Origin of the sequence: Enterococcus infantis (genome assembly GCF_049166715.1) — a bacterium.
GTDB classification, from domain to species: domain Bacteria; phylum Bacillota; class Bacilli; order Lactobacillales; family Enterococcaceae; genus Enterococcus_C; species Enterococcus_C leclercqii.
Map to the genome: position 1 here is coordinate 45,902 of NZ_JBMHFB010000005.1, position 19,856 is coordinate 65,757.

At 45.4% G+C, this 19,856-nt stretch carries 15 protein-coding genes; 10 read left to right on the forward strand and 5 right to left on the reverse strand.

The window, feature by feature from the left end; genetic code table 11:
* Positions 1–111 precede the first annotated feature (111 nt).
* Positions 112–984 carry an ROK family protein gene (locus ACOMA8_RS06955; protein WP_161898400.1) on the forward strand — a complete coding sequence of 291 codons (873 nt, stop codon included), beginning with the start codon at positions 112–114 and terminating at the stop codon, positions 982–984.
* 560 nt (positions 985–1,544) lie between these two features.
* Here ACOMA8_RS06955 and ACOMA8_RS06960 read toward each other — a convergent pair.
* Positions 1,545–2,402, reverse strand: coding sequence for an RluA family pseudouridine synthase (locus tag ACOMA8_RS06960; RefSeq protein WP_421369592.1), 858 nt, complete (start codon positions 2,400–2,402; stop codon positions 1,545–1,547).
* A gap of 365 nt (positions 2,403–2,767) precedes the next feature.
* Between ACOMA8_RS06960 and ACOMA8_RS06965 the strand changes: the two genes are divergently transcribed.
* Positions 2,768–4,933 carry a PBP1A family penicillin-binding protein gene (locus tag ACOMA8_RS06965; RefSeq protein WP_161898349.1) on the forward strand — a complete coding sequence of 722 codons (2,166 nt, stop codon included), beginning with the start codon at positions 2,768–2,770 and terminating at the stop codon, positions 4,931–4,933.
* Positions 4,934–5,012: 79 nt separating this feature from the next.
* On the opposite strand, the gene ACOMA8_RS06970 is transcribed toward ACOMA8_RS06965, so the two are convergent.
* A complete protein-coding gene (locus tag ACOMA8_RS06970; protein ID WP_421369595.1) occupies positions 5,013–6,254 on the reverse strand; it encodes a TMEM175 family protein in 1,242 nt (413 codons plus the stop codon).
* 202 nt (positions 6,255–6,456) lie between these two features.
* On the opposite strand from ACOMA8_RS06970, the gene ACOMA8_RS06975 reads away from it, so the two are divergent.
* The 5 genes from ACOMA8_RS06975 (at position 6,457) to ACOMA8_RS06995 (ending at position 12,315) form a co-directional block, all read left to right on the forward strand.
* Positions 6,457–6,804 (forward strand): YlbF/YmcA family competence regulator, encoded by a 348-nt coding sequence (locus ACOMA8_RS06975; RefSeq protein ID WP_421369597.1) that lies wholly within the window; start codon positions 6,457–6,459, stop codon positions 6,802–6,804.
* 274 nt (positions 6,805–7,078) lie between these two features.
* Positions 7,079–8,284: a metallophosphoesterase family protein gene (locus ACOMA8_RS06980; protein WP_421369599.1), complete on the forward strand. Its 1,206-nt coding sequence runs from the start codon at positions 7,079–7,081 to the stop codon at positions 8,282–8,284.
* Entirely contained in the window at positions 8,281–11,028 is a 2,748-nt protein-coding gene (locus tag ACOMA8_RS06985; protein ID WP_421369601.1) for an ATP-binding protein, read from the forward strand. The genes ACOMA8_RS06980 and ACOMA8_RS06985 overlap by 4 nt, the downstream gene beginning before the upstream one ends.
* Positions 11,029–11,084: 56 nt before the next feature.
* Entirely contained in the window at positions 11,085–12,029 is a 945-nt protein-coding gene (locus tag ACOMA8_RS06990; RefSeq protein WP_421369603.1) for a 3'-5' exoribonuclease YhaM family protein, read from the forward strand.
* Positions 12,010–12,315 (forward strand): MazG nucleotide pyrophosphohydrolase domain-containing protein, encoded by a 306-nt coding sequence (locus tag ACOMA8_RS06995; protein WP_237580392.1) that lies wholly within the window; start codon positions 12,010–12,012, stop codon positions 12,313–12,315. Before ACOMA8_RS06990 ends, ACOMA8_RS06995 begins: the two co-directional genes overlap by 20 nt.
* A gap of 116 nt (positions 12,316–12,431) precedes the next feature.
* On the opposite strand, the gene ACOMA8_RS07000 is transcribed toward ACOMA8_RS06995, so the two are convergent.
* From ACOMA8_RS07000 to ACOMA8_RS07010, 3 genes are all read right to left on the reverse strand, one after another.
* Complete coding sequence (locus tag ACOMA8_RS07000) at positions 12,432–13,478, reverse strand: peptidylprolyl isomerase (protein ID WP_421369606.1); 1,047 nt, start codon at positions 13,476–13,478, stop codon at positions 12,432–12,434.
* A 130-nt stretch (positions 13,479–13,608) separates the two neighbouring features.
* Positions 13,609–13,968, reverse strand: coding sequence for a YtxH domain-containing protein (locus ACOMA8_RS07005; RefSeq protein ID WP_161898342.1), 360 nt, complete (start codon positions 13,966–13,968; stop codon positions 13,609–13,611).
* A 25-nt stretch (positions 13,969–13,993) separates the two neighbouring features.
* Positions 13,994–14,416 carry an HIT family protein gene (locus ACOMA8_RS07010; RefSeq protein WP_421369608.1) on the reverse strand — a complete coding sequence of 141 codons (423 nt, stop codon included), beginning with the start codon at positions 14,414–14,416 and terminating at the stop codon, positions 13,994–13,996.
* A gap of 260 nt (positions 14,417–14,676) precedes the next feature.
* On the opposite strand from ACOMA8_RS07010, the gene ACOMA8_RS07015 reads away from it, so the two are divergent.
* The 3 genes from ACOMA8_RS07015 to ACOMA8_RS07025 all read left to right on the forward strand — a co-directional run bounded on the left by ACOMA8_RS07015 (position 14,677) and on the right by ACOMA8_RS07025 (position 19,585).
* Positions 14,677–15,411 (forward strand): MurR/RpiR family transcriptional regulator, encoded by a 735-nt coding sequence (locus ACOMA8_RS07015; protein ID WP_161898340.1) that lies wholly within the window; start codon positions 14,677–14,679, stop codon positions 15,409–15,411.
* A gap of 572 nt (positions 15,412–15,983) precedes the next feature.
* Positions 15,984–17,423 carry a 6-phospho-beta-glucosidase gene (locus ACOMA8_RS07020; RefSeq protein WP_421369611.1) on the forward strand — a complete coding sequence of 480 codons (1,440 nt, stop codon included), beginning with the start codon at positions 15,984–15,986 and terminating at the stop codon, positions 17,421–17,423.
* Positions 17,424–17,425: 2 nt separating this feature from the next.
* Complete coding sequence (locus ACOMA8_RS07025) at positions 17,426–19,585, forward strand: glycoside hydrolase family 3 N-terminal domain-containing protein (protein ID WP_421369613.1); 2,160 nt, start codon at positions 17,426–17,428, stop codon at positions 19,583–19,585.
* The last annotated feature ends 271 nt before the right edge of the window (positions 19,586–19,856 follow it).

The window sequence follows — 19,856 nt, forward strand, 5'->3', positions numbered from 1 at the left end:
TTGGAAATTTTTCCAGCGGCGGAGCTTTGCGGGCAGCACTGCTTTGTTTTGTTCGACCGGCAGTACAATCAGGATCTGCCGACTACCAAATGAAAGCGAGCGTGAAACGTGATGACTTATTACGGCGGTATCGAAGCTGGCGGGACGAAATTCGTCTTGGCGGTTAGTGATGAAAACTTCAACATTGTGGAAAGAACGAGTATTCCCACCACGACACCAGAAGAAACACTGGAAAATGTCTTTGCCTTTTTTGATCAATTTGAGATTGCGGCAATGGGGATCGGCTCATTCGGTCCTATCGGCATTGATCCTAAAAAGGACAGCTATGGCTATGTCTTGGCAACACCGAAAAAAGGCTGGGCACAATATGATTTTCTCGGCAATATGAAAGAGCATTATCCGACGATTCCTTTTGCTTGGACTACCGACGTGAATGCAGCGGCATATGGTGAACTGAAAAAAGGTGCGGCACAAGGAAAGAGCAGCTGTCTGTATCTGACAGTCGGCACGGGGATTGGCGGCGGAGTCGTCATTGACGGCAAAGTATTCTCTGGCATCTCACATCCAGAAACCGGGCATATCCATGTCAAACGCCACCCTGACGATCGCTACGAAGGCACGTGTCCTTTCCACAAAGACTGTCTGGAAGGCTTAGCAGCAGGCCCGTCATTGGAAGCGCGTACGGGAATCAAAGGCCAGGATTTGCCGGAAGACCATCCAATCTGGGATATTCAAGCCTATTATATCGGTCAGGCATTGATGACTTATGCGTTGACATTTGGTCCTGAAATCATGATTTTGGGTGGCGGCGTAATGAATCAAGACCACCTGCTGTTGAAGATTCGTCAACAGTTTGTCAATCAGATGAACGGCTATATGGAAACTCCGGAAGCCAGTGAATATATCGTTCGTTGGGCATTGCCTAATGAAAGTGGCATTACCGGCTGTTTATTGCTGGCAGCAGACGCATTGGCAGAACAATAATAGATAAAGAAGACCCACAGAGTTAGCGGCATGTTCAGCACTCTGTGGGTCTTTTGCTATTTTAAGGGATTGTCCTGCAGGCGGTTTTGCAGGGGAAATTATGAGGGAAACTTCCAAAAGGCATTTTTTTCAGCACTATCAGCTACTGAGAAGTTTGCATTATAATAAAGAGAAGACACTTCCATAAAAAAACTGTGGAAGTGCCTTCTCTTTTACTTGTTAAGAATTTCAAACACAGACTTTCCTTGCTTTCATCACGCTTAAGTCAGCGTCGTTCACTTCTCTTTGTAAATAGGGCTAGTTTTCTTGCAGAAACTTATATACAACAACTATCGCACGTCTTTTTGGTGGAGCTTCTTTGTTTAATCGATTGAAATGTCCGCCGGTTACCACTTAAAAATGATTTGTGTCACAGCGCTTGTTGTAGCGTTATGGTCGCTCGCTGAAGCCACTGGTTGTCATTGATGGCTAGCTAAAAGTGGCTGCTGGTAGAATTCTTGCCGGCAGAAAGATTCGCAATTTTAGCGATTTAGACACCACCTGTCAAAAAGACCCGGTGCTCACCATAATCCAGGAGCTGCTGTCAATTCAAGTCTTTGGTCGGTGAAGGGATGCTTCAAAATGAGTTGGTATGCATGCAGCTGCAGACGATCACCAGATTGTCGCCGATTATACAGCGGATCCCCGACGATAGGATGGCCGATTGAGGCAAGGTGAACACGAATTTGATGGGTACGACCGGTATCAAGTACACAGAAGATCCGGCTCTCTTTTTGCGTATGGGCAGAGACGTTAATGTGGGTGACTGCCACTTGTCCACCGCGTTCATCAATGACCCGTTTCCGGCGATCATGGCGATCACGGCCGATTTTCTTGGTGATGGTCAAATCTTTTGTAATAGGACCTTCCACTACGGCTTGATAGCGACGGTAAATCTGTTTTTCTTCCAAGAGTCGCCCTAAGATAGGTAAGACTAACGGGTTTTTAGCAAAAAGAATCGCACCGGACGTTTCTTTATCTAGCCGATGGACGACATAGGGTTGTTGATCTTTTTGCTTCAAATAAGCTGCCAGGTCGTTGAAAAGGGTCCCAGTTTCTTTCGGCTGATTGGGATGAGTCTTGATGCCGGCGGGCTTATCCACAACAATCAGGTGATCATCTTCATAAAGTGGGCGAATCGCTGCCGCGTTTCCGGATACCACCGGCTGATAGTTATAGTCACCTTCTTCTAAACGTAGTGTAATGCGGTCGCCGGGGCCAACTTCCTGATGAAACAGTGCGGCTTCACCGTTGATCTGAACATTTTTTCGGATGCGCAGGAAATGCCGGACTTTCCGGGGAACAAGCCACTGAGATTCCAATAGTTCCCGCAGCGTAAGTACAGGTTGGGTAGTGGGCAATTCGATGGTATATTCCATAAAGGTTCCTTCCTTGTATTTTTCTTTAGCAAAAGTATAGCATTTTTAACAGTTATTTAAGAAAAAAGTGACACTTTTACGGCTTTTCAATGCTAAAATAGCGGCTATGAGTACATTTGGCTCCTATCAAAATCGTCACTAGGAGCACTATCGGACCAAAGTCCTATGTTGGGAACAAAAAATCGTGCTACACTTTGATTTGGCAACATATCAGCCATTATTCTAACGCAATTTCAAGTTGCCGCAAAGCCCTCGTCCGATTTTGTAACTCAGAGACAAGGGATTATTTTGAATCCTCTGAGGAAAACCATTTTTAGCAAAGATCGGTCTAATAAGGGAATATTACCGAGAAAGGAAGCAAATCCATGGATTTTAACCAAATATGGACCAAGATCAAAGGTGCACTGGCGCATTTCTGGCAGTGGCTAAAACCTTATCTGGTTCGTTTTCACCGAGCTCGAAAGCGAGTCTGGAAACAGTACCATGTCAATAAGATCTTACTTTTGTTTATGCTATTGGCATTTTTGATTACCTCCAGCTATCTTTTTTATCTGTCTAAGCAAGTAGACGTGGGTAGTCTGGAAGAAAGTATGAAAACTTCTACGGTAGTGTACGACAATAAAGATGAGGAAGCTGGCAAGTTGCTATCACAAAAAGGGACTTATGTTTCCTTGGACAAGATTTCGCCCCTCATCAGAGACGCTGTAATTTCAACAGAAGACCGTAGTTTTTACGATCATCGAGGCTTTGATATCAAGGGGATTGCCCGTGCAGCTTTGCGTGTCCTGAAAAATGGGGATACTTCCGGTGGCGGTGGTTCCACTATTACCCAACAGTTGGCAAAAAATGCCTACCTCAACCTCGATCAGACTTTTAGCCGCAAAGCCAAGGAGCTGTTTTTGGCTATTGAGATCGAAAAAAAATACTCAAAAGACCAGATTTTAGAAATGTATCTAAACAATTCCTACATGGGTAACGGGGTGTGGGGGATGCAAGATGCGGCATTGAAATATTTCGGTGTCAACGCTTCTGATGTGAATCTCACACAGGCAGCGACACTGGCGGGAATGCTGAAAGGACCGAACATCTATAACCCGATTGACAGTGTCGAGTGGGCGAATAAACGTCGAAATACAGTGCTTTCGGTGATGGCAGATAATGGGAAAATCACTAGCGAACAGGAAAAACAAGCAGCTGCTGCCAATATTGGCGACTATGTTTCTGATGGGTACTCTCAGTCGGATAAAGGCTATAAATACCCATTTTACTATGATGCTTTGATTGACGAGGCGGTCAATGACTATGGTCTGGAAGAAGCTGATATTTTGAATAAGGGGTATAAAATTTATACTTCGCTGGACCAAAATATGCAGTCGGCCATGGAAAACACCTATGCACAAGATTACGTCTTTCCAGATCCCGAAACGGCTGATGGGGAACGGCCACAGTCAGCGACGATTGCTATCGATCCTAATAGCGGCGGCGTTCAGGCATTAGTCGGTCGTCGGGGGGAACATGTTTATCGCGGGTTTAACTTTGCGACACAAATGCGCCGCTCACCAGGGTCTACTATTAAGCCATTGGGTGTTTATACGCCAGCTTTAGAAGCCGGCTATGAGCCTGCTGATCTGCTCAAAGACCAGAAGCTGGACTTTTACGATGTGAAAAACTACAGCGGCACCTATTCTGAATCTGGTGAGGTTCCGATGTATCAAGCTGTTGCTAACAGTCTGAATGTACCGGCAGTTTGGCTGCTCCACGAAATTGGTCTGGACAAAGGGTTCAAAAAGACCAAAGAATTCGGTCTTTCCTTGAGTGAAAAAGACAAGTATTGGGGGGGCGTTGGTCTAGGCGGTCTGGAAAAAGGGGAATCACCGATGACCATGGCCGCGGCCTATGCCGTATTTGCCAATGGGGGCACTTACTACAAGCCCCATCTAATCCGTAAAATTGTGGATTCAAAAGGCGCTGTAATCGTAGACAACACGACTAACGGCAAGCGAATCATCTCTCAAGAAACCTCTAATCAGATGACCAGCATGTTGTTGGGTACCTTCTCCAACGGGAGTGCCGCCGCGGCCAATCCCGGCTACACAATGGCTGGTAAGACCGGTACTACCGAAACCAATTTCGATGCACAATTGGTCAACGATCAATGGATTATTGGTTACACGCCAAATGTGGTAATTGCCAGCTGGTACGGATTTGAAAAAACCAGCAAGGATCATTACCTTACCAGTGCTGCAGGTCAAGGGGTGGGACAAGTCTTCCGGAATGTCGCAGCCAATGTGCTCCCTTATGTGAAGGAAGGCGCCTTTCCAGTTGTTGATGCCTATCAGACTGAAGGCAAAGTCGTCAAGACAGAGGACTACCAAGAGTACAAAGAAGAACAGGAAAAACCAGATTGGCAAAAACAAGTGGAAGACTTCGGCGAAAAAGCCGTAGATGGCATTTCTGATTTCGGACACAAGCTCAAAGAAGGCACCAAAGAGCTTTTCGGGGGGCTTTGGGACAAAATAAACGGACGCTAGAGTTAAGCAATCACTTAGCTAAAAATAACAAAAAAGGCCGCTCTCATGGAATATTCGAGGGGCGGCTTTTTTTGTTATCTTATGACTTTGAATTCGAATCTGTAGCAGAGGTATCTCCGGAAATATTTTTCCCGGTTGTCTTTTTCGGTCGAGGGCCGTGCTTTTTGGAAATGTTAAGCAAGCGGGCATGGGCCTGCTGAACATTTTGCCGTGTACGGTCTTGACTGGAGGAGAGTTCTTCTTGGTATTTTTTCTTAGCCTTCTGGAGCTGACTATTCAACTTTTTAATCGTTTTTGGATCAGTTTCTTGCTGCAGTGCAGTTTCCAGTTCCGTCATCTCAGTTTGAATCGGCTGCAGATGACACCAGAGCCGTTGTTGTTCCTGATCCTGTCGCTTTTTGAAGCGCTCTTGCGTTGCTGACAGTTTGTGGTCGATGGCCTCTTGTTCGTCATCCAGACGTTGAAGTTGCGTTTTTAGTGCGGCAATCTCATTTTCGTCGGTAGCTGTTTTCAAACGCTGAGTCAGATGTTCTTGCTCGCTAGTCAAGCGTTGTTGCCATTTGCGGTCAAAACTTTGCCACCAATCCGGTCGTTCACCCTGTTGTTGCGACGGATCATCTTCAGCACCATCACCGCGACCGGCTAAAGCTGTCCGCAACAAGGTTCCGTATTTCTGCCAGTTGTTTTGCCAAACTTGGTGAGGGTCCTCTTGATAAAATTCCCGTTGATCGGTGCCCATTTGCTGCAAAAATTCGGTTTCTTCGTGATCCACAGCATTCTGAAGGAAATCCAGTACCGGCAAAATCATATAGACGATGAGACTGAATCGAGGAAAGAATAGTCCAACAATCAGCAGCAAGATTCGCGAGGCGATTAAGGCGATTCCTCGACGGCGGACGTTGTCAATTTCCTCTTTTGGTGTTTGTTTCTCCTGGACAGCTTGTTTAGTCAATGTATTCAGCAATAATTCAGTCAAGAAGACCACAAACAGTGTTAAGACCCCGTACATCATCAGTGTAGACTGTGAAGTTTCTTCAATCAAAACGTCAGTCGCTTTGGGAACCAACGACAAGAGGAACAACGACATCAAATAAATTACCAAGTCTTTGTTGGTAACCTCGGTTACTTTGTTGAAACGCTGCGCTGTCTGGAACCAGATGTTAGCTACAAAACAAAAGCTGATAAAATAGATTCCAATCGTCATGAACAGTGGGGCTAACTGGATGTGGCCATTGACGACTTTGACTGGAAACTCAACCACCATGACGGTTAAAATGATTGCAATCACGGCGTCACTGAATAAAATCACCCGTTCTTTCACAAAACCACCTGCTTTCTTTTAAAGACTACTGTTTTTCGTCGAAATAGACAACTGAAACGAAACGGAATCAAACTGCGCTTCTGAAAATGAAGAAAGAAGGGTTTGTTTTTTTCTAAAAGGCATCACGGACTGTCCCTTTCCTGTGGTTTTGCACTTGTTTCATGCTACAATAGAAGTATCTTTTAAGAAGCGAGGGACAACCATGGCAAATATCTATGATACAGCGAACAGTTTAGAAAAAGAAATCCGTGAGTCACAACAATTCGGAGACTTGAAAGAATCATTTAACCGTCTGAAAGAAAACGAAGAAGCTTACAACTTGTTCAAAGAATTCCAAGGCCTGCAACAAAGCCTGCACCAAAAAATGATGGCCGGCGAAGAAATTTCCGAAGCTGATGCTGCAGCTGCACAAGAAATGACCAGCAAAATCCAAAACGAAGAACTGATTGGTCAATTGATGCAACGGGAGCAAGCTTTCAGCACCGTGTTGGATGACTTGAACCGCATCATCACCGGTCCAATCCGAGAACTTTACAATCCAGAAGCTTAAAACAATCACCCTGCTAGTTTAAAACTCTTTGCCAGAATTTGGCGGAGAGTTTTTTTGATACATAGAAAGCGACTTTTTAAAGAAAAATGACGATATCCTTGCAAGTGGGTACTGATGCGTCTAACGTATTTTTCGAGGAAAATTGGCCTTAAAAACACAAAAATCAGATGGGAACAAATTTTCGTATTTTACTGACGACAGAAAAGGAAAATGTTAGAATAAAGGAAGTATTCGGGGCTTCCCGAACAAAAGAAAGCAGAAATGAGGAGAACTGATGCTGCGCTTTATCCATGCTGCCGATCTGCATTTCGATCGGAGTTTTGAAGGACTCAAGGGACTTTCTGAAGAAGCGGTCCACCTGCTGCCGGAGCGCAATCGGCAGATGTTAGACAATCTTGTGGCGACGGCCATCGCTAAAGAGGTGGATTTCGTCTTGCTGGCAGGCGATACCTTTCACCAAGCAAAGCCTTCTTTGAAAGCGCAAGGGGCATTGATGGAGGCCCTCCAAACCTTGGAGACAGCCGCCATTCCCGTATTTTTGAGTTTTGGTAATCATGATTATTATAAAGCAGATCGTTACTGGTTTGCTTTTCCCAGTAATGTCCATTTGTTCACAGAAGCACGCGCCCGTTCTTATGACGGAGTGACTAATCAAAAGGAGAGCTACCGGATTAGTGGCTTCAGCTACGAGACTGCTCATCTAGAGCGGGGGCTGGTAGCAGATTTTCCAAGCCGAGGAAGCGAAACTTATGCAATCGGCATGTATCACGGAGATCCGACAGCTAGTGTCTATGCCCCTTTCTCGATTGGAGAAATGAAGGCTAAGGGCTATGATTATTGGGCGCTGGGGCATATCCACGTACCGACAGTCTTGAGTGAAGCGCCACCGATTTTATACCCGGGGACACCTCAAGGACACAGCCGCAAAGAAACTGCCGGTGGCTTTGTAGAATATGTCGAACTGACACCTGGAAGCTGCCGTCGAGAAGCACTGCCGGTTGCCGCTGTTTTTTGGCGTGAAATATCCTTTACCGCTAACTATTCTGACAGAAAACAGCTGTTGGCGGATTTGGAGCAACAACTGCGATCGTTGGCGGAAGATCGCGCATTGCTGGTCACTGTCCAACTGACTGATAGTCAGTTGGATCCGCAAACGACAGCGGCAATTGAAAACGGCGAATTGCAGCATTATTTGAATCAGTTATTGTGGCGAGATTCTGAGATTCAGATCGCGTCATTGCAAATTAGTGAAGAAACCGCTACCAGAGGAGACAAGCCAGTGTTGTCAGCGGCTCGAACCGCTCAGCATTTGGCAGTTTATCAAGACCGGCAGATCTTTGGGGAACTCGTAGAAGAACTCTATCGACACCCCGTGGCTGGTGAACTTTTGCAGAGCTATCCCGATTATCAAAAAGAAGTTTTGGCTGCAGCCGCGAAAAATTTGGCGGCGGATTTTGCATTGGAGGATGACGAAAGATGAAGCTGATCAAATGCGAAATCACCGGCTTTGGCCGATACCGTGGTGAACAGGTTACCTTTTTTACAGGCAATCAGCTACTTTATGGACCCAATGAAATCGGCAAGTCCACCTTGTATCAGTTTATTCAAACGATGCTTTTCGGTTTTCCTGCACGCCGTGGTCGGCAACGGGATTATACCCCAAAGGACGGAACGGCTTTTGGCGGTAAACTGTGGCTAGAGGCAGAGGGTATCGGGGAAGTCTGTATCGAGCGTTACAAACTGGTGGATCGCGGCCGAGCCAAAGTGACAATCGGTGAGACTGTCGGAGATGAAGAGCTTTTGAAGCAGGTGCTGCGAGGGCTGACTCCGCAATTATTCAGTGATGTATTTACCTTTCAGCAAGAACAGCTTTCACAATTGGAACACCTGCAGGAAAATGAGTTGCAAGAAGCGCTGATTTCTTTGGGAATCACCGGCAGTCGTCAACTGATGGCAGCAGGCCAGCGTTATCAAACAGAAAATCAAAAACGCTATAAGCCACGGGGAACCCGCCTGCCTATCAATGAACAACTGGTTCGCTGGCAACAGCTGAGTCGTCAAATTAGAGAAAAAGAAGCACTGGAGGCAACCGTGCAAGAGCGCTTTGCTCGTCAGTCACAGGCCGCCAAACAGCTGCAGACAGTCCGACGCCAACTGAAAAAGCAACAAGAAGAACAACTGATTTTGAAAGACCGCCAGCTGCACTGGAGTCAATACGAGGAGTGGCAAACCCTTAAGCAGCTGACAAAAGTGCAGGATACGCCTGAACTCAGTGCTTCACAGCAGCGACAATTACAGGAAATTTATCAGGAAAATCAGAGTCTGACCCAGCAATTGGCAAATGTTGATCAGGAGTATCACCGGGCCAAGCAAGCAGAAACAGTGACACCTCAGTATGAATTTTATTTACAACACGAGCAGATTATCAAAGAGCTGCTGAAGCGGCAGGTGGAAGGGGTTCGCTTGACGGACAGCTTTCATCAGGATTTGGCTCGCCAACAACAGTTGTTAGAACAAATCGAGAAGCTGGAAAGTCGCTACGGTTGGCAGTTGGACCTGCCGGAACAATTAGACTTAAAAGCTGCTGACGAGCTGATCAACACGATTCGCAAGCAAGCAGAAGACTTGCGCAATGTGAAGATGCAACAAGAGTGGCTGGCGGCACAACCAGTCACCACCTTAACCTTCACTTCTGAACGTACAGGAGAAGCTGGAAGCAAAGAAAATCGCCGCAGCAATCAAAAAAGAGTTTCTGACTATTCGCTGGCTTTTTCGATTTTACCGGCACTGGCTTTTTTGTTGGCAGGGATTTTCATTTTTCCCAATCATAAAGCAATTTTTGGCGTGGCTGCTATTGTTTGCGGGGTGGCGGGTAGTTGGTATTTTTATCATCGGAAACAGCAAAAAGCCCTTCACCAGGTTTTGGGCAAGCCGACCACAGCAGCTGAAAATGAAGCTGTTGCGACTGATTTGACTCAAGAGGATCAGCAAGTCCAGCGACAGGAGGAACTAGCCGCTTTGTCACAGCAAATGCAGCAGTTGTCGGAGTCTTTGCAGCAGTTGGCTACGAGGCTGGCAAAACTGTTGGCAACTGCTGCAACGGCACCGATTCTGGCGGACAGCTATAGCTACCAACAAGATTATCTGCGGTATCATCAGTACCTTACCGAACTGGAGCAGGTAACATCGCAATTACAAAAACAAGATCAGGCATACGGAGATCTTACAGCAGAATTTGATTTTGCTGCGGCCTGGCTGCCTTTACAGGAGTTGGATTTGGTTCAACGCTTCGAATTTCTACAACAGTTGGATCAAAAGCTAATCCGGCAAAAGCAGTTGCACGGCCAGCAGCAGACCACTCTTTTAGCAGAGCAGCGGCAACAGTTGACCTTGCAGCAACAAGCCTTGGAGAAAAAAGCCGAGCCGCTACTACAGGCGACCACGACAGACAGTCTGTCAGCCATTCCCCAACGATTGCAGGCCGTGCAACAGATGCAAGGACAACAACAGCGTTTGGAAGAGCTGCAAAACGTTTTAGCTCCCCTTTTTCCACAGCCAATCTCGCATCAAGAGCTGCGGGACCACTCAGAGACAAATCAGCAAACAGGACGGCGCTTGCAAGAAGAAGAAACGGCTCTTTTAGAAGAGTTGCAGCGGCAAAACGTTCAGTTGGAGGTTTTGCAAAAAGACGGCACCTTAGACGAGCTGCGGCAGCAACAGGCGGAGCTGGAAACAGAACTTTACGAAGAGCTGGTGCAATGGGGGGGCCGCAAGACAGCACAAGCGGCGCTGACAGATTTAGCGACAGATTTGTCACAACAACAACTGCCGCAATTACTAGAAGCTGCCGGCAATTATTTGGAGATATTGACAGAAGGCCGCTATCGCCAGTTGAGCTTTTTTGAAGGACAGCTGGTTCTGCGAGAGAGCAGCACTGGACAGGAAGCGACAATTTTTGAACTTTCTACAGGGACTAAAGACCAGCTGATTATGGCTGTTCGTTTCGGCTATCTGCAGTTGCAAAGCAGCCGTAAGCTCTCACCGGTGATTATCGACGACGGCTGGCTCCATTATGACAGTCGCCGCAAAAGACAATTGGCACAATTATTTGCCCGATTCGGAGAAAATTACCAGGTGATCTGTTTGTCTTCTGATAGGGAAATGGTAAGCTATTATCAGGAGCTTTCCCAACCGGTACTCCAGCTGGGGAAAACTGAAAAATAACCACTGTAACATAACAGTTCCTACATTTAAGTACGACTTCCGAGGAGGAGATTTCCATGACTAAAATCCGTGAAATGACCGTCGACCAGGAATTTCAAGGGTATTATCTGATCAAAAATGCCGAGGTGCGCTTGGCAAAAAATGGTAAAAAATTCATTGCTTTCACTTTTCAAGATACCACTGGAACAGTAGACGGCAAGTTTTGGGATGCATCAGAAGAAGAGATTGAACGCTTTGAGCCTGGAAAAGTCGTGGCTCTTCACGGCAAGCGGGAAACCTATAACGGCCAACCGCAAGTCAAGATCATGCAATTGCGCCTGACAAAAGCAGATGAGCCGACTGATCCAACGCTGTATATGGAGCGGGCACCTATTAAAAAAGACGATTTGGAAGAAGAAATCAACCAGACGCTTTTTGAAATCATCAATCCCCACTGGAATCGTATTGTGCGTTTTCTTTTGAACAAGTACCAAAAAGAATTTTTTGAATACCCAGCGGCCAAACGCAATCACCATGCATTTGCCAATGGATTGGCTTACCACACGGTCTCCATGTTGCGATTAGGAAAAGCTATCGTCAAAGAATATCCTGATTTGAATGCATCCTTGTTGTACGCAGGGATTATTATTCACGATCTGGGCAAAGTATTGGAGCTCACCGGACCGATGGCAACAGAATATACTGTTGCCGGCAATCTGATTGGGCACCTGGTTTTGGTGGATGAAGAGATTACTAAAGCGTGTCTGGCGCTAAAATTTGACGACCAGGAAGAAGACATTATCGTCTTACGCCACATGGTTTTATCCCATCACGGACTGTTGGAATACGGTTCGCCGGTACGACCACGAATTATGGAAGCTGAAATTTTGCATCAAATCGATAACCTGGATGCTTCGATGCAAATGATGCTGACCTCTATTCGACAAGCAACACCGGGAGAATACACGGACCGGATTTTTGGAATGGATAACCGCAGCTTCTATGTACCAAAAGATGTCTGAGCTGCCGCAATTGGACACCCGGGCTGTTCAGAAAGCCGTTTACCAGAATAAAGTAGCGCACCATTTCAATGTGACGGATGTCGATTTGGAATTTTTGCTGCTTTACGGTGAAGTAGGGGAAGCAGTAGAAGCTTATCACAAAAAAAGTCGAGAAGAGTTGGCAGCTGAATTAGCTGATGTGGCAATCTACTTGTTGGGAATGGCGGAGATCCTTGAAATCGACTTAGGAGCTGCTGTCAATAAAAAAATGGCTTATAATCGGATCCGCAAAGACCATGAAAACTAAAAAATAAAAAGAGAAGTCCCTTCCACTGTTTTTACTGGAAGGAACTTCTCTTTTTATTGTGGCTAACGTTTCAAAGGACGGTGACTAGACAACTGTCACAAATTCGTTTGGTAAGCTTATTTAGAGGATTCAGTTGTAGAAGACTCAGCTGTGGTTGATTCAGCAGTAGAGCTTTCAGCTGTTGAAGAATCAGATTCTTTTGTAGAGCTTTCTTTAGTGTCTGCAGTTGATTCAGCAGTTGAACTTTCCGCAGCATCAATGTAAGTAGACAAGACATCAGCAAATGTAGAGTCTTTGATCTTCACGTTCGCTTTTTTCAGTTCTTCACCGATTATTTTATTACGGAAAGTACTGTCATTGAGGTAGGTATTCGTAGCAATTTCTTTCAGTTCTTTGTCGTATTTTTCCATGTCGTTGCCTTTAGGTGTGTTTTTCACCATTTTAACGATGTAGTAGTTTGTGACAACATTGTAGGAAGAATCGTAACTGCTATCTGTGATGACATCAGAAATTTCGCCGTCTTTCAGCTTGTAAGCCGCTTGTTGAACCGCGCTGGAGATGGTAGTGGATTGGGAGTCAAATTTAGTTTTGCCACCGTCTTCTTTGTAAGTCGTGTCGGTATTTTTGTCGTTTTCTTTAGCGATTTTGCCAAAATCAGCGCCGTCTTTTTTAACTTCTTCCAACAGGGCTTTGGCATCATCTTCAGAAGCGGCGGTCATCAATTGAACTTCAACTTCTGGGTGGAAACTATCCCAAGCTGTTTTGATGTCGGCATCCGTTAATTTGATGTGGGATTTCAAGCCTTCTTGGAAAGCTAAATTTTGTTTAATCAGCTCTTTGTAGCTTTTTTCTGTCAGACCGCTGGATTTCAATGCAGTGGCAAATTGATCGCCCATGGATTCTTTTGTTTCATTGAACTGTTTGTCGACGTCTTTATCGGAAACTTTGTCGCTGTAAGCATCGTCAAAGACTTTGGAAACGATCATTTCAGAGACGGCTTGTTTGCTTTCATCGGAAGTTTTTACATGGTCGTAAAAGTCTTGGACTGAGATAGTCGCACCTTTCATAGTTGCGATCTTTTCACCGCCAGTATTTGATGAACAGGCTGCCAAGGTCAAAACGCTCAAGGCGCTGATTGCAGCAATTAACATTTTCTTTTTCATTTGTAGGTTGCACTCCTGTAGTCATTATTTTCACATGCACTATCATACCACAATCCGTTTTCAAAAAAAAAGGGGCGCCGTGATCTTTCAAACAAAATTCACAGTTTCCCCTTTTTTTGGCGTTCTTTTTTTAAGATTGTTTATCGGACTTTGCGGGTTCCAGTTGCGCCACATGGTCATTTAAGACCTGCACTTGTTTTTTGATGCGGGTGATACGAGGCTCTGCCTGAAATTTGAAGGCTTCGATGTCTTGTTGCAATCCTTTAGTTAACTCAGGGATCATCGTAGCCGTGAGAGATTGTGTTTCTTTGGCGGCGTTTGTGAAACGCTGCAGACTGCGATTGAGGTCTTCTTGGGTGTCGGCGGCTTCTTCTAAATCAATGGCTAACTTGCGCCGAGTTTCATTGCCGCTACGGGGAGCAAAAAGCAACCCAAGACTTCCTCCCAAAAGTGAACCAAAAAGCAGTCCTTTGAAAAAGTTTTTGATCATGGTCATCCTCCTTGGGTAGCACTGGTTATAAAGCTTGTTTAATTGTTTCTGCGATTGTCGTCATCTCTGCGGGGCTGTATTGTTCCATATGGTTGCCAAAATGCATGGAGAAATCATCTTCCTTGCTGTAACGAGGTATCAGATGAATATGGCTGTGGAAAACAGATTGGTAAGCCAGTTCTTTGTTATTGTTGATGATGTTCAAACCTTCAGCATCAGGAAAGGCTTTTTCTAAGGCCTTGGCAATCTTGGGAATGCGGGCAAAAACCGCTGCCGCCAGTTTTTCATCGTATTCAAAAATATCGGTGACATGTTTTTTTGGAACCACCAGCGTATGACCTTTTGTCACTTGGGAAAGGTCTAAAAAGGCGTAGACAGCCTCGTCTTCGTAGACTTTGTAGCTGGGGATTTCACCAGCGACGATCTTGCAGAAAATACAGTCCTTCATGTGCAACACTCCTTTATTTAGCTTATGATAAAGCTTTACCAAACAGTCATAATGAGCCGGCAAGCTTTCTTTTCTCATAAGAATTTCCGCGTTTTCCTGATAGCAGGACACAAGTCTACTTTATCATAATTTTCCTCAATAAGAGAGAGAAATACCCCGCAGCGAATCAATCATGTATAATTGTAGTGATGCCACGTGCATTGAAGGGACCATTTGAAAATGGTCCGCCAAGTTCTTGAATAAAGGAAGGAGCGTCTGGCATGTCTTTTTTCGGCAAACTGGATTTCAATGACCTTTCGGATACCGATCAGGCCATTTATCATTACATGTCTTCAAACAGTGACAAAATTCCTTATATGCGAGTACGGGAAATCGCTAACGAAAGCCATACTTCGGCTTCCTCAGTGATGCGCTTTATTCGCAAGTTGGGGTATGACAGTTTTTCTGAATTTAAAAGCTATTTTCGAGTGGAGCAGACGCCGGCCAATACCGATGAAGTATTTGCGGCAATCAAAGCCTTAAATCCGGACAGCTTTCCCCGGGATCTGGAAGCCACGCTATTAAATATCAGTGAACGAATTTTGGAATCAGAAAATGTCATCTTTTTCGGTATGGGGTCATCTGGTTCCATGTGCGAATATGCGGCTAGACGTCTGGCAGTGCTGGGCTGCAACAGCTTTGCACTAACGGATCCTACTTACCCCTTGATGTCTAAATTGAAAAATACTTCCGACAATATGCTGGTCGTACTTTCTGTTACTGGTAACACAACAGAAATCGTGGAGATCGTCAATGGCTTTCGCCGTAACGATGACACAACAATTGTGGCCATTACCAGCGATGTCAATTCTACCCTTGGAAAAATGGCCGACTATGTTTTGGACTATCGCATCGAGGTACAGCGGGTAAATAAACACGAAGATCTCACCAGCCAACTGCCTTGCTTGTTTTTGATTGAATCTTTGACTAATTCACTGCAGCGCTTGTTGGGGTAGTCGCCGGCTGCTTCAAAACGGGTTACTTTAAACAAGTCGCTGACACAAGTAGAGCATTTTCCTGAAGTGTAACGCGGTGAGAATAGTTCTATCGCCGTCCTACAAAGAAAATATGAATAAGCGCGAGACATCAGCCAACGGGTATCTTCCATTAATTGAGTGGGAGATGTCCGTTTTTTTCATGATCAAAAATATTAAGAAAAGTCAGTATCAGTCAGTCTTTACCTGAATCAGACTGTTAGCTTTTTTCTACTTGAAAGACAGTCCAGATTACTTGCGGGGACTCAAAAAATGAGCAAGTGCCAGCGTAGCGGAAGTTCCCTTTTTAATTTCGCCGGTAAATCAGTCGCTGTCTTCGGTACGGCCGGTACCAATATGGTGTATATCCCAAAAGCCAGGTACATTTACCGGAAGCTGCGGATCACCTTGTACCTGAAAACGTTTTTACTTATACTTTGGGCAGTCAAGTCCTACTAGGTTGCCAGCAAAAGTGTGCTGAGCCGGTAGCAGACTTTCCGGCTGTAAAACAAAAGCAGGGTGTTTTGCAGACCATTAGAAAAAAGGTGAATAAAATGAATAAAACATTTCCAGAAGAATTCTTGTGGGGCGGTGCAGTAGCGGCTCACCAGGTGGAAGGCGGTTGGAATGAGGCGGGTAAAGGCTTGAGTATCGCAGATGTGATGACAGCCGGAGGAAATGGCATTCCCCGAAAAATCACTGATGGTGTGTTGGCGGATGAATATTATCCCAACCATGAAGCCATCGATTTTTATCATCGTTACAAAGAAGATATCCAGCTGTTTAAAGAATTGGGATTAAAAGCTTTCCGAACCTCCATCAACTGGACGCGGATCTTTCCTAAAGGGGATGAGACAGAGCCGAATGAAGCTGGGCTGCAATTTTATGATGAGTTGTTCGATGAGCTGTTGGCAAATGGAATTGAGCCGGTAATCACCCTTTCTCACTTTGAAATTCCCTATCATTTATATGAAACATACGGCGGATTTCGCAACAAAAAATTGATTGATTTCTTCCTTCATTATGCCAAGACAGTCATGGCTCGCTACCGCAACAAAGTAAAATACTGGATGACTTTCAATGAAATCAATAATCAAGCTGACGGGCAACATGAATTGCATACTTGGACGAATTCAGCAGTCAAGATTGCTGCTGGTGAAGACAAAGAAGCAATTATTTTCCAAGCCGCGATCAATGAATTGATCGCCAGTGCAAAAGTCGTCAAGGCAGGACATGAAATCAACCCTGACTTTATGATTGGCTGCATGATGGCTTATGTTCCGGTTTATCCGTATTCTTGCAACCCGGAAGATTTGATGGCTTCAGTAAAAGTCATGGATCGCCGTTTCTTTTACAGTGACATTCATGCTCGCGGCGTGATTCCAAGTTATGCGAAAACTTATTGGGAAAGTCGCGGCTTTACTATCGATGTCACGCCGGCTGAAGAAGCGGCATTGGCTGAAGGCTGTGTGGATTACATCGGCTTTAGTTATTACATGTCCGGAGCGGTTACTACCCTTCCAGACATTAAAGGAGAATCAATCGTAGAATTTCCTAACGCAAAAATGGTAGGAAATCCATATGTCAAAGCAAGTGATTGGGGTTGGCAGATTGACCCGGTAGGACTGCGCTATACCCTGAATATTGTCTATGAGCGCTATGGGCTGCCTTTATTCATCGTAGAAAATGGTTTTGGGGCTTACGATCAGGTGGCAGCAGACGGCAGCATCCACGATCCTTACCGCAGTGACTACCTGAAAGCACATATCCAACAGATGAAATTAGCAGTTACCGCAGACGGTGTCGACTTGATGGGCTACACTCCTTGGGGCATCATCGATTTGGTGAGCTTTGGTTCTGGTGAGATGGAAAAACGTTACGGTTTCATTCATGTGGATAAAGACAATCAGGGCAACGGCACGTTAGCTCGGAGTAAAAAAGACTCGTTTGGTTGGTATCAACAAGTGATTGCCACCAACGGAGAGGAGCTTTAAACATGGAAACAGCAAAATTGCAGGATCTTTTGCAAGAAATGACAGTCACCGAAAAAGTGGCGCAGCTCGTACAGCTGACGCCGGATTTCTTCAGTGAAGGCGGCGAAATCACTGGGCCGATGCAGGAATGGAATCTGACAGCAGAAAAGCTGTATCAGATTGGTTCCGTTTTGGGAACCCACACAGCAGAGCAAGTCTACCACATCCAAAAAGACTATCTGGCCCACAATCGTTTGCAGATTCCCTTAGTATTTATGGCGGATGTGATTCATGGCTATGAAACGATTTATCCGATTCCTTTGGCGCTGGCAGCCAGCTTTGATCCGGAAACAGTGGCAGAAGCAGCGCGTTTGTCTGCAAAAGAGGCCGCCGCAGCTGGCGTTCAGGTAACCTTTTCTCCCATGGCAGATTACATGAAAGATGCCCGTTGGGGACGGGTACTGGAGGGCAACGGCGAAGACCCGGTGCTTTCTGAAGCGCTGACTCGGGCATACGTGCGCGGCTACCAAGGAGCAGAAGGGGAATTAGCAGAAAACAAGGAACGACTGGCGGCTTGCGTCAAACATTTTATCGGCTATGGTGCTGCAGAAGGCGGTCGTGATTACAACACAGTAGACTTTTCCGACCTGGAAATGTACCGTAATTACTTGCCAGCTTTTCGAGGGGCAGTGGCAGAAGGGGCCAAACTGGTGATGACTTCTTTTAACACCGTGCGTGGCATACCTTCTTCTGCTAATAAAGAACTGATTCAGAAAATATTAAGAGACGAATTGGCTTTTGATGGCGTGTTAATCTCTGATTGGGCCGCAGTTATGGAATTAATCGCCCATCGAGTAGCAGCGGATCGCAAAGAAGCAGCACAGCTGGCATTTGAGGCCGGCGTCGATATGGATATGATGAGTGACTGCTATTTGACCGGATTAGAAGAATGGCTGGTTTCTGAAGAAGACCTCCGTCGATTGGATGAAGCAGTGATGCGTATCTTGCATTTGAAAAACGATTTAGGACTTTTTGAAGATCCTTACCGAGGATTGACTGAAGCAGGAATCACAGAAAAATTCGATGCCCGAGAAGTGGAAAAGTCGGTGCTGGAAACTGCTCATAAGACCCAAGTATTGTTAAAAAACCAAGAGGACTTGTTGCCACTTACCCCCGGACAAAAGGTAGCGTTGATTGGTCCAAAAGCTGATTCGCAAGATATTTTGGGGGCCTGGTCATGGATTGGCCAAACAAAAGCAGCTGTCTCATTAGCAGCCGGTCTGCAAAGCAAGCCGGTTGAGGTGACGCTGGTACCTTTTGTGGACGGACAAGTACTGACAGATGCCGAAATTGCTGCGGCTTGTCAAGCAGCTGAAAACCAAGATGTCGTAATCTTGGCTGTCGGTGAAACTTCTGAAGAAGCAGGTGAAGCCGCCAGCCTTGCAGACATTCGTTTGTCTCGTCGTCAACAAGAACTGATCCAAAAAGTCAGTGAAGTAAATCGGAATATTGTACTCGTCGTGTTCAGCGGTCGACCGCTGGCATTGACTGAGGTAGCAGAACAGGCAAAGGCCATATTACAAGTCTGGTTCCCAGGCAGCCGTGGTGGGCAAGCCATTGCGGATGTCTTGTTAGGAGACAGTGCACCTACTGGTAAATTGCCAATGAGTTTCCCTCGTTCTGTCGGTCAACTCCCACTAAGTTATCGGATGCTATCGACAGGTCGACCAATGACATCGGCAAATAGTGATCAGAAATACATTTCCCGCTATATGGATGAAGACAATACGCCGCTGTTTGCTTTCGGTCACGGCTTAACTTATGGTGAGCTGATTGCTGAAAAGACTCAGCTTTCAACTGCCGAATTGTCGGAAACAGGCACACTGACAGTATCAGTAACCTTGCGAAATCCAGGCAGTCGTTTTGTAACAGAAACAGTCCAATTATATATAGAAGATTTAGTAGCTGAAATTGCTTTGCCGATGATGGAATTAAAACAATGGCAGCAAGTTACAATCGCTGGTGGAGCGTCGCAGCAGCTCAGCTTTGCGTTGACTGAAAAAGATCTGCGCTATGTGCACAGTGATCTGACGATGCGAAGTGACAGTGGTGAATTCAATGTGTTTGTTGGCTTCAGTTCTGCTACTGCCAAAGAAGTAGGCAGCTTCCGATTAATCAAATGATTTTCACAAAGTCAGTGAAACGTATCAGATTCGCGGTGGTACGAGTTGTACCATCGTGGATCAGGTATCAAGACCGCGGTACAACAGCCACAACTACCATAAACGGTTGTTTTTGAAAACGTTTTTAATTATGATACAAATGTGATTAAGAAATGAAGATTTTTGTTCATCTCACAAATAAAAACGTTTTTATATAGAGGCTCTACCTTGCAGGCTTTCAAGGTAAAAAAGACTGTATCATAAGTCCAAAAATACCAAATCTTGCAAAAGT

Coding starts and splice junctions, on each gene's coding strand:
- ACOMA8_RS06985 (WP_421369601.1), top strand. CDS start 8,281: ATGAAGCTGATCAAATGCGAAATCACCGGCTTTGGCCGATACCGTGGT.
- ACOMA8_RS07025 (WP_421369613.1), top strand. CDS start 17,426: ATGGAAACAGCAAAATTGCAGGATCTTTTGCAAGAAATGACAGTCACC.
- ACOMA8_RS06990 (WP_421369603.1), top strand. CDS start 11,085: ATGACTAAAATCCGTGAAATGACCGTCGACCAGGAATTTCAAGGGTAT.
- ACOMA8_RS06960 (WP_421369592.1), bottom strand. CDS start 2,402: ATGGAATATACCATCGAATTGCCCACTACCCAACCTGTACTTACGCTG.
- ACOMA8_RS07005 (WP_161898342.1), bottom strand. CDS start 13,968: ATGATCAAAAACTTTTTCAAAGGACTGCTTTTTGGTTCACTTTTGGGA.
- ACOMA8_RS06995 (WP_237580392.1), top strand. CDS start 12,010: ATGTACCAAAAGATGTCTGAGCTGCCGCAATTGGACACCCGGGCTGTT.
- ACOMA8_RS07015 (WP_161898340.1), top strand. CDS start 14,677: ATGTCTTTTTTCGGCAAACTGGATTTCAATGACCTTTCGGATACCGAT.
- ACOMA8_RS07020 (WP_421369611.1), top strand. CDS start 15,984: ATGAATAAAACATTTCCAGAAGAATTCTTGTGGGGCGGTGCAGTAGCG.
- ACOMA8_RS06980 (WP_421369599.1), top strand. CDS start 7,079: ATGCTGCGCTTTATCCATGCTGCCGATCTGCATTTCGATCGGAGTTTT.
- ACOMA8_RS06975 (WP_421369597.1), top strand. CDS start 6,457: ATGGCAAATATCTATGATACAGCGAACAGTTTAGAAAAAGAAATCCGT.
- ACOMA8_RS06965 (WP_161898349.1), top strand. CDS start 2,768: ATGGATTTTAACCAAATATGGACCAAGATCAAAGGTGCACTGGCGCAT.
- ACOMA8_RS06955 (WP_161898400.1), top strand. CDS start 112: ATGACTTATTACGGCGGTATCGAAGCTGGCGGGACGAAATTCGTCTTG.
- ACOMA8_RS07010 (WP_421369608.1), bottom strand. CDS start 14,416: ATGAAGGACTGTATTTTCTGCAAGATCGTCGCTGGTGAAATCCCCAGC.
- ACOMA8_RS07000 (WP_421369606.1), bottom strand. CDS start 13,478: ATGAAAAAGAAAATGTTAATTGCTGCAATCAGCGCCTTGAGCGTTTTG.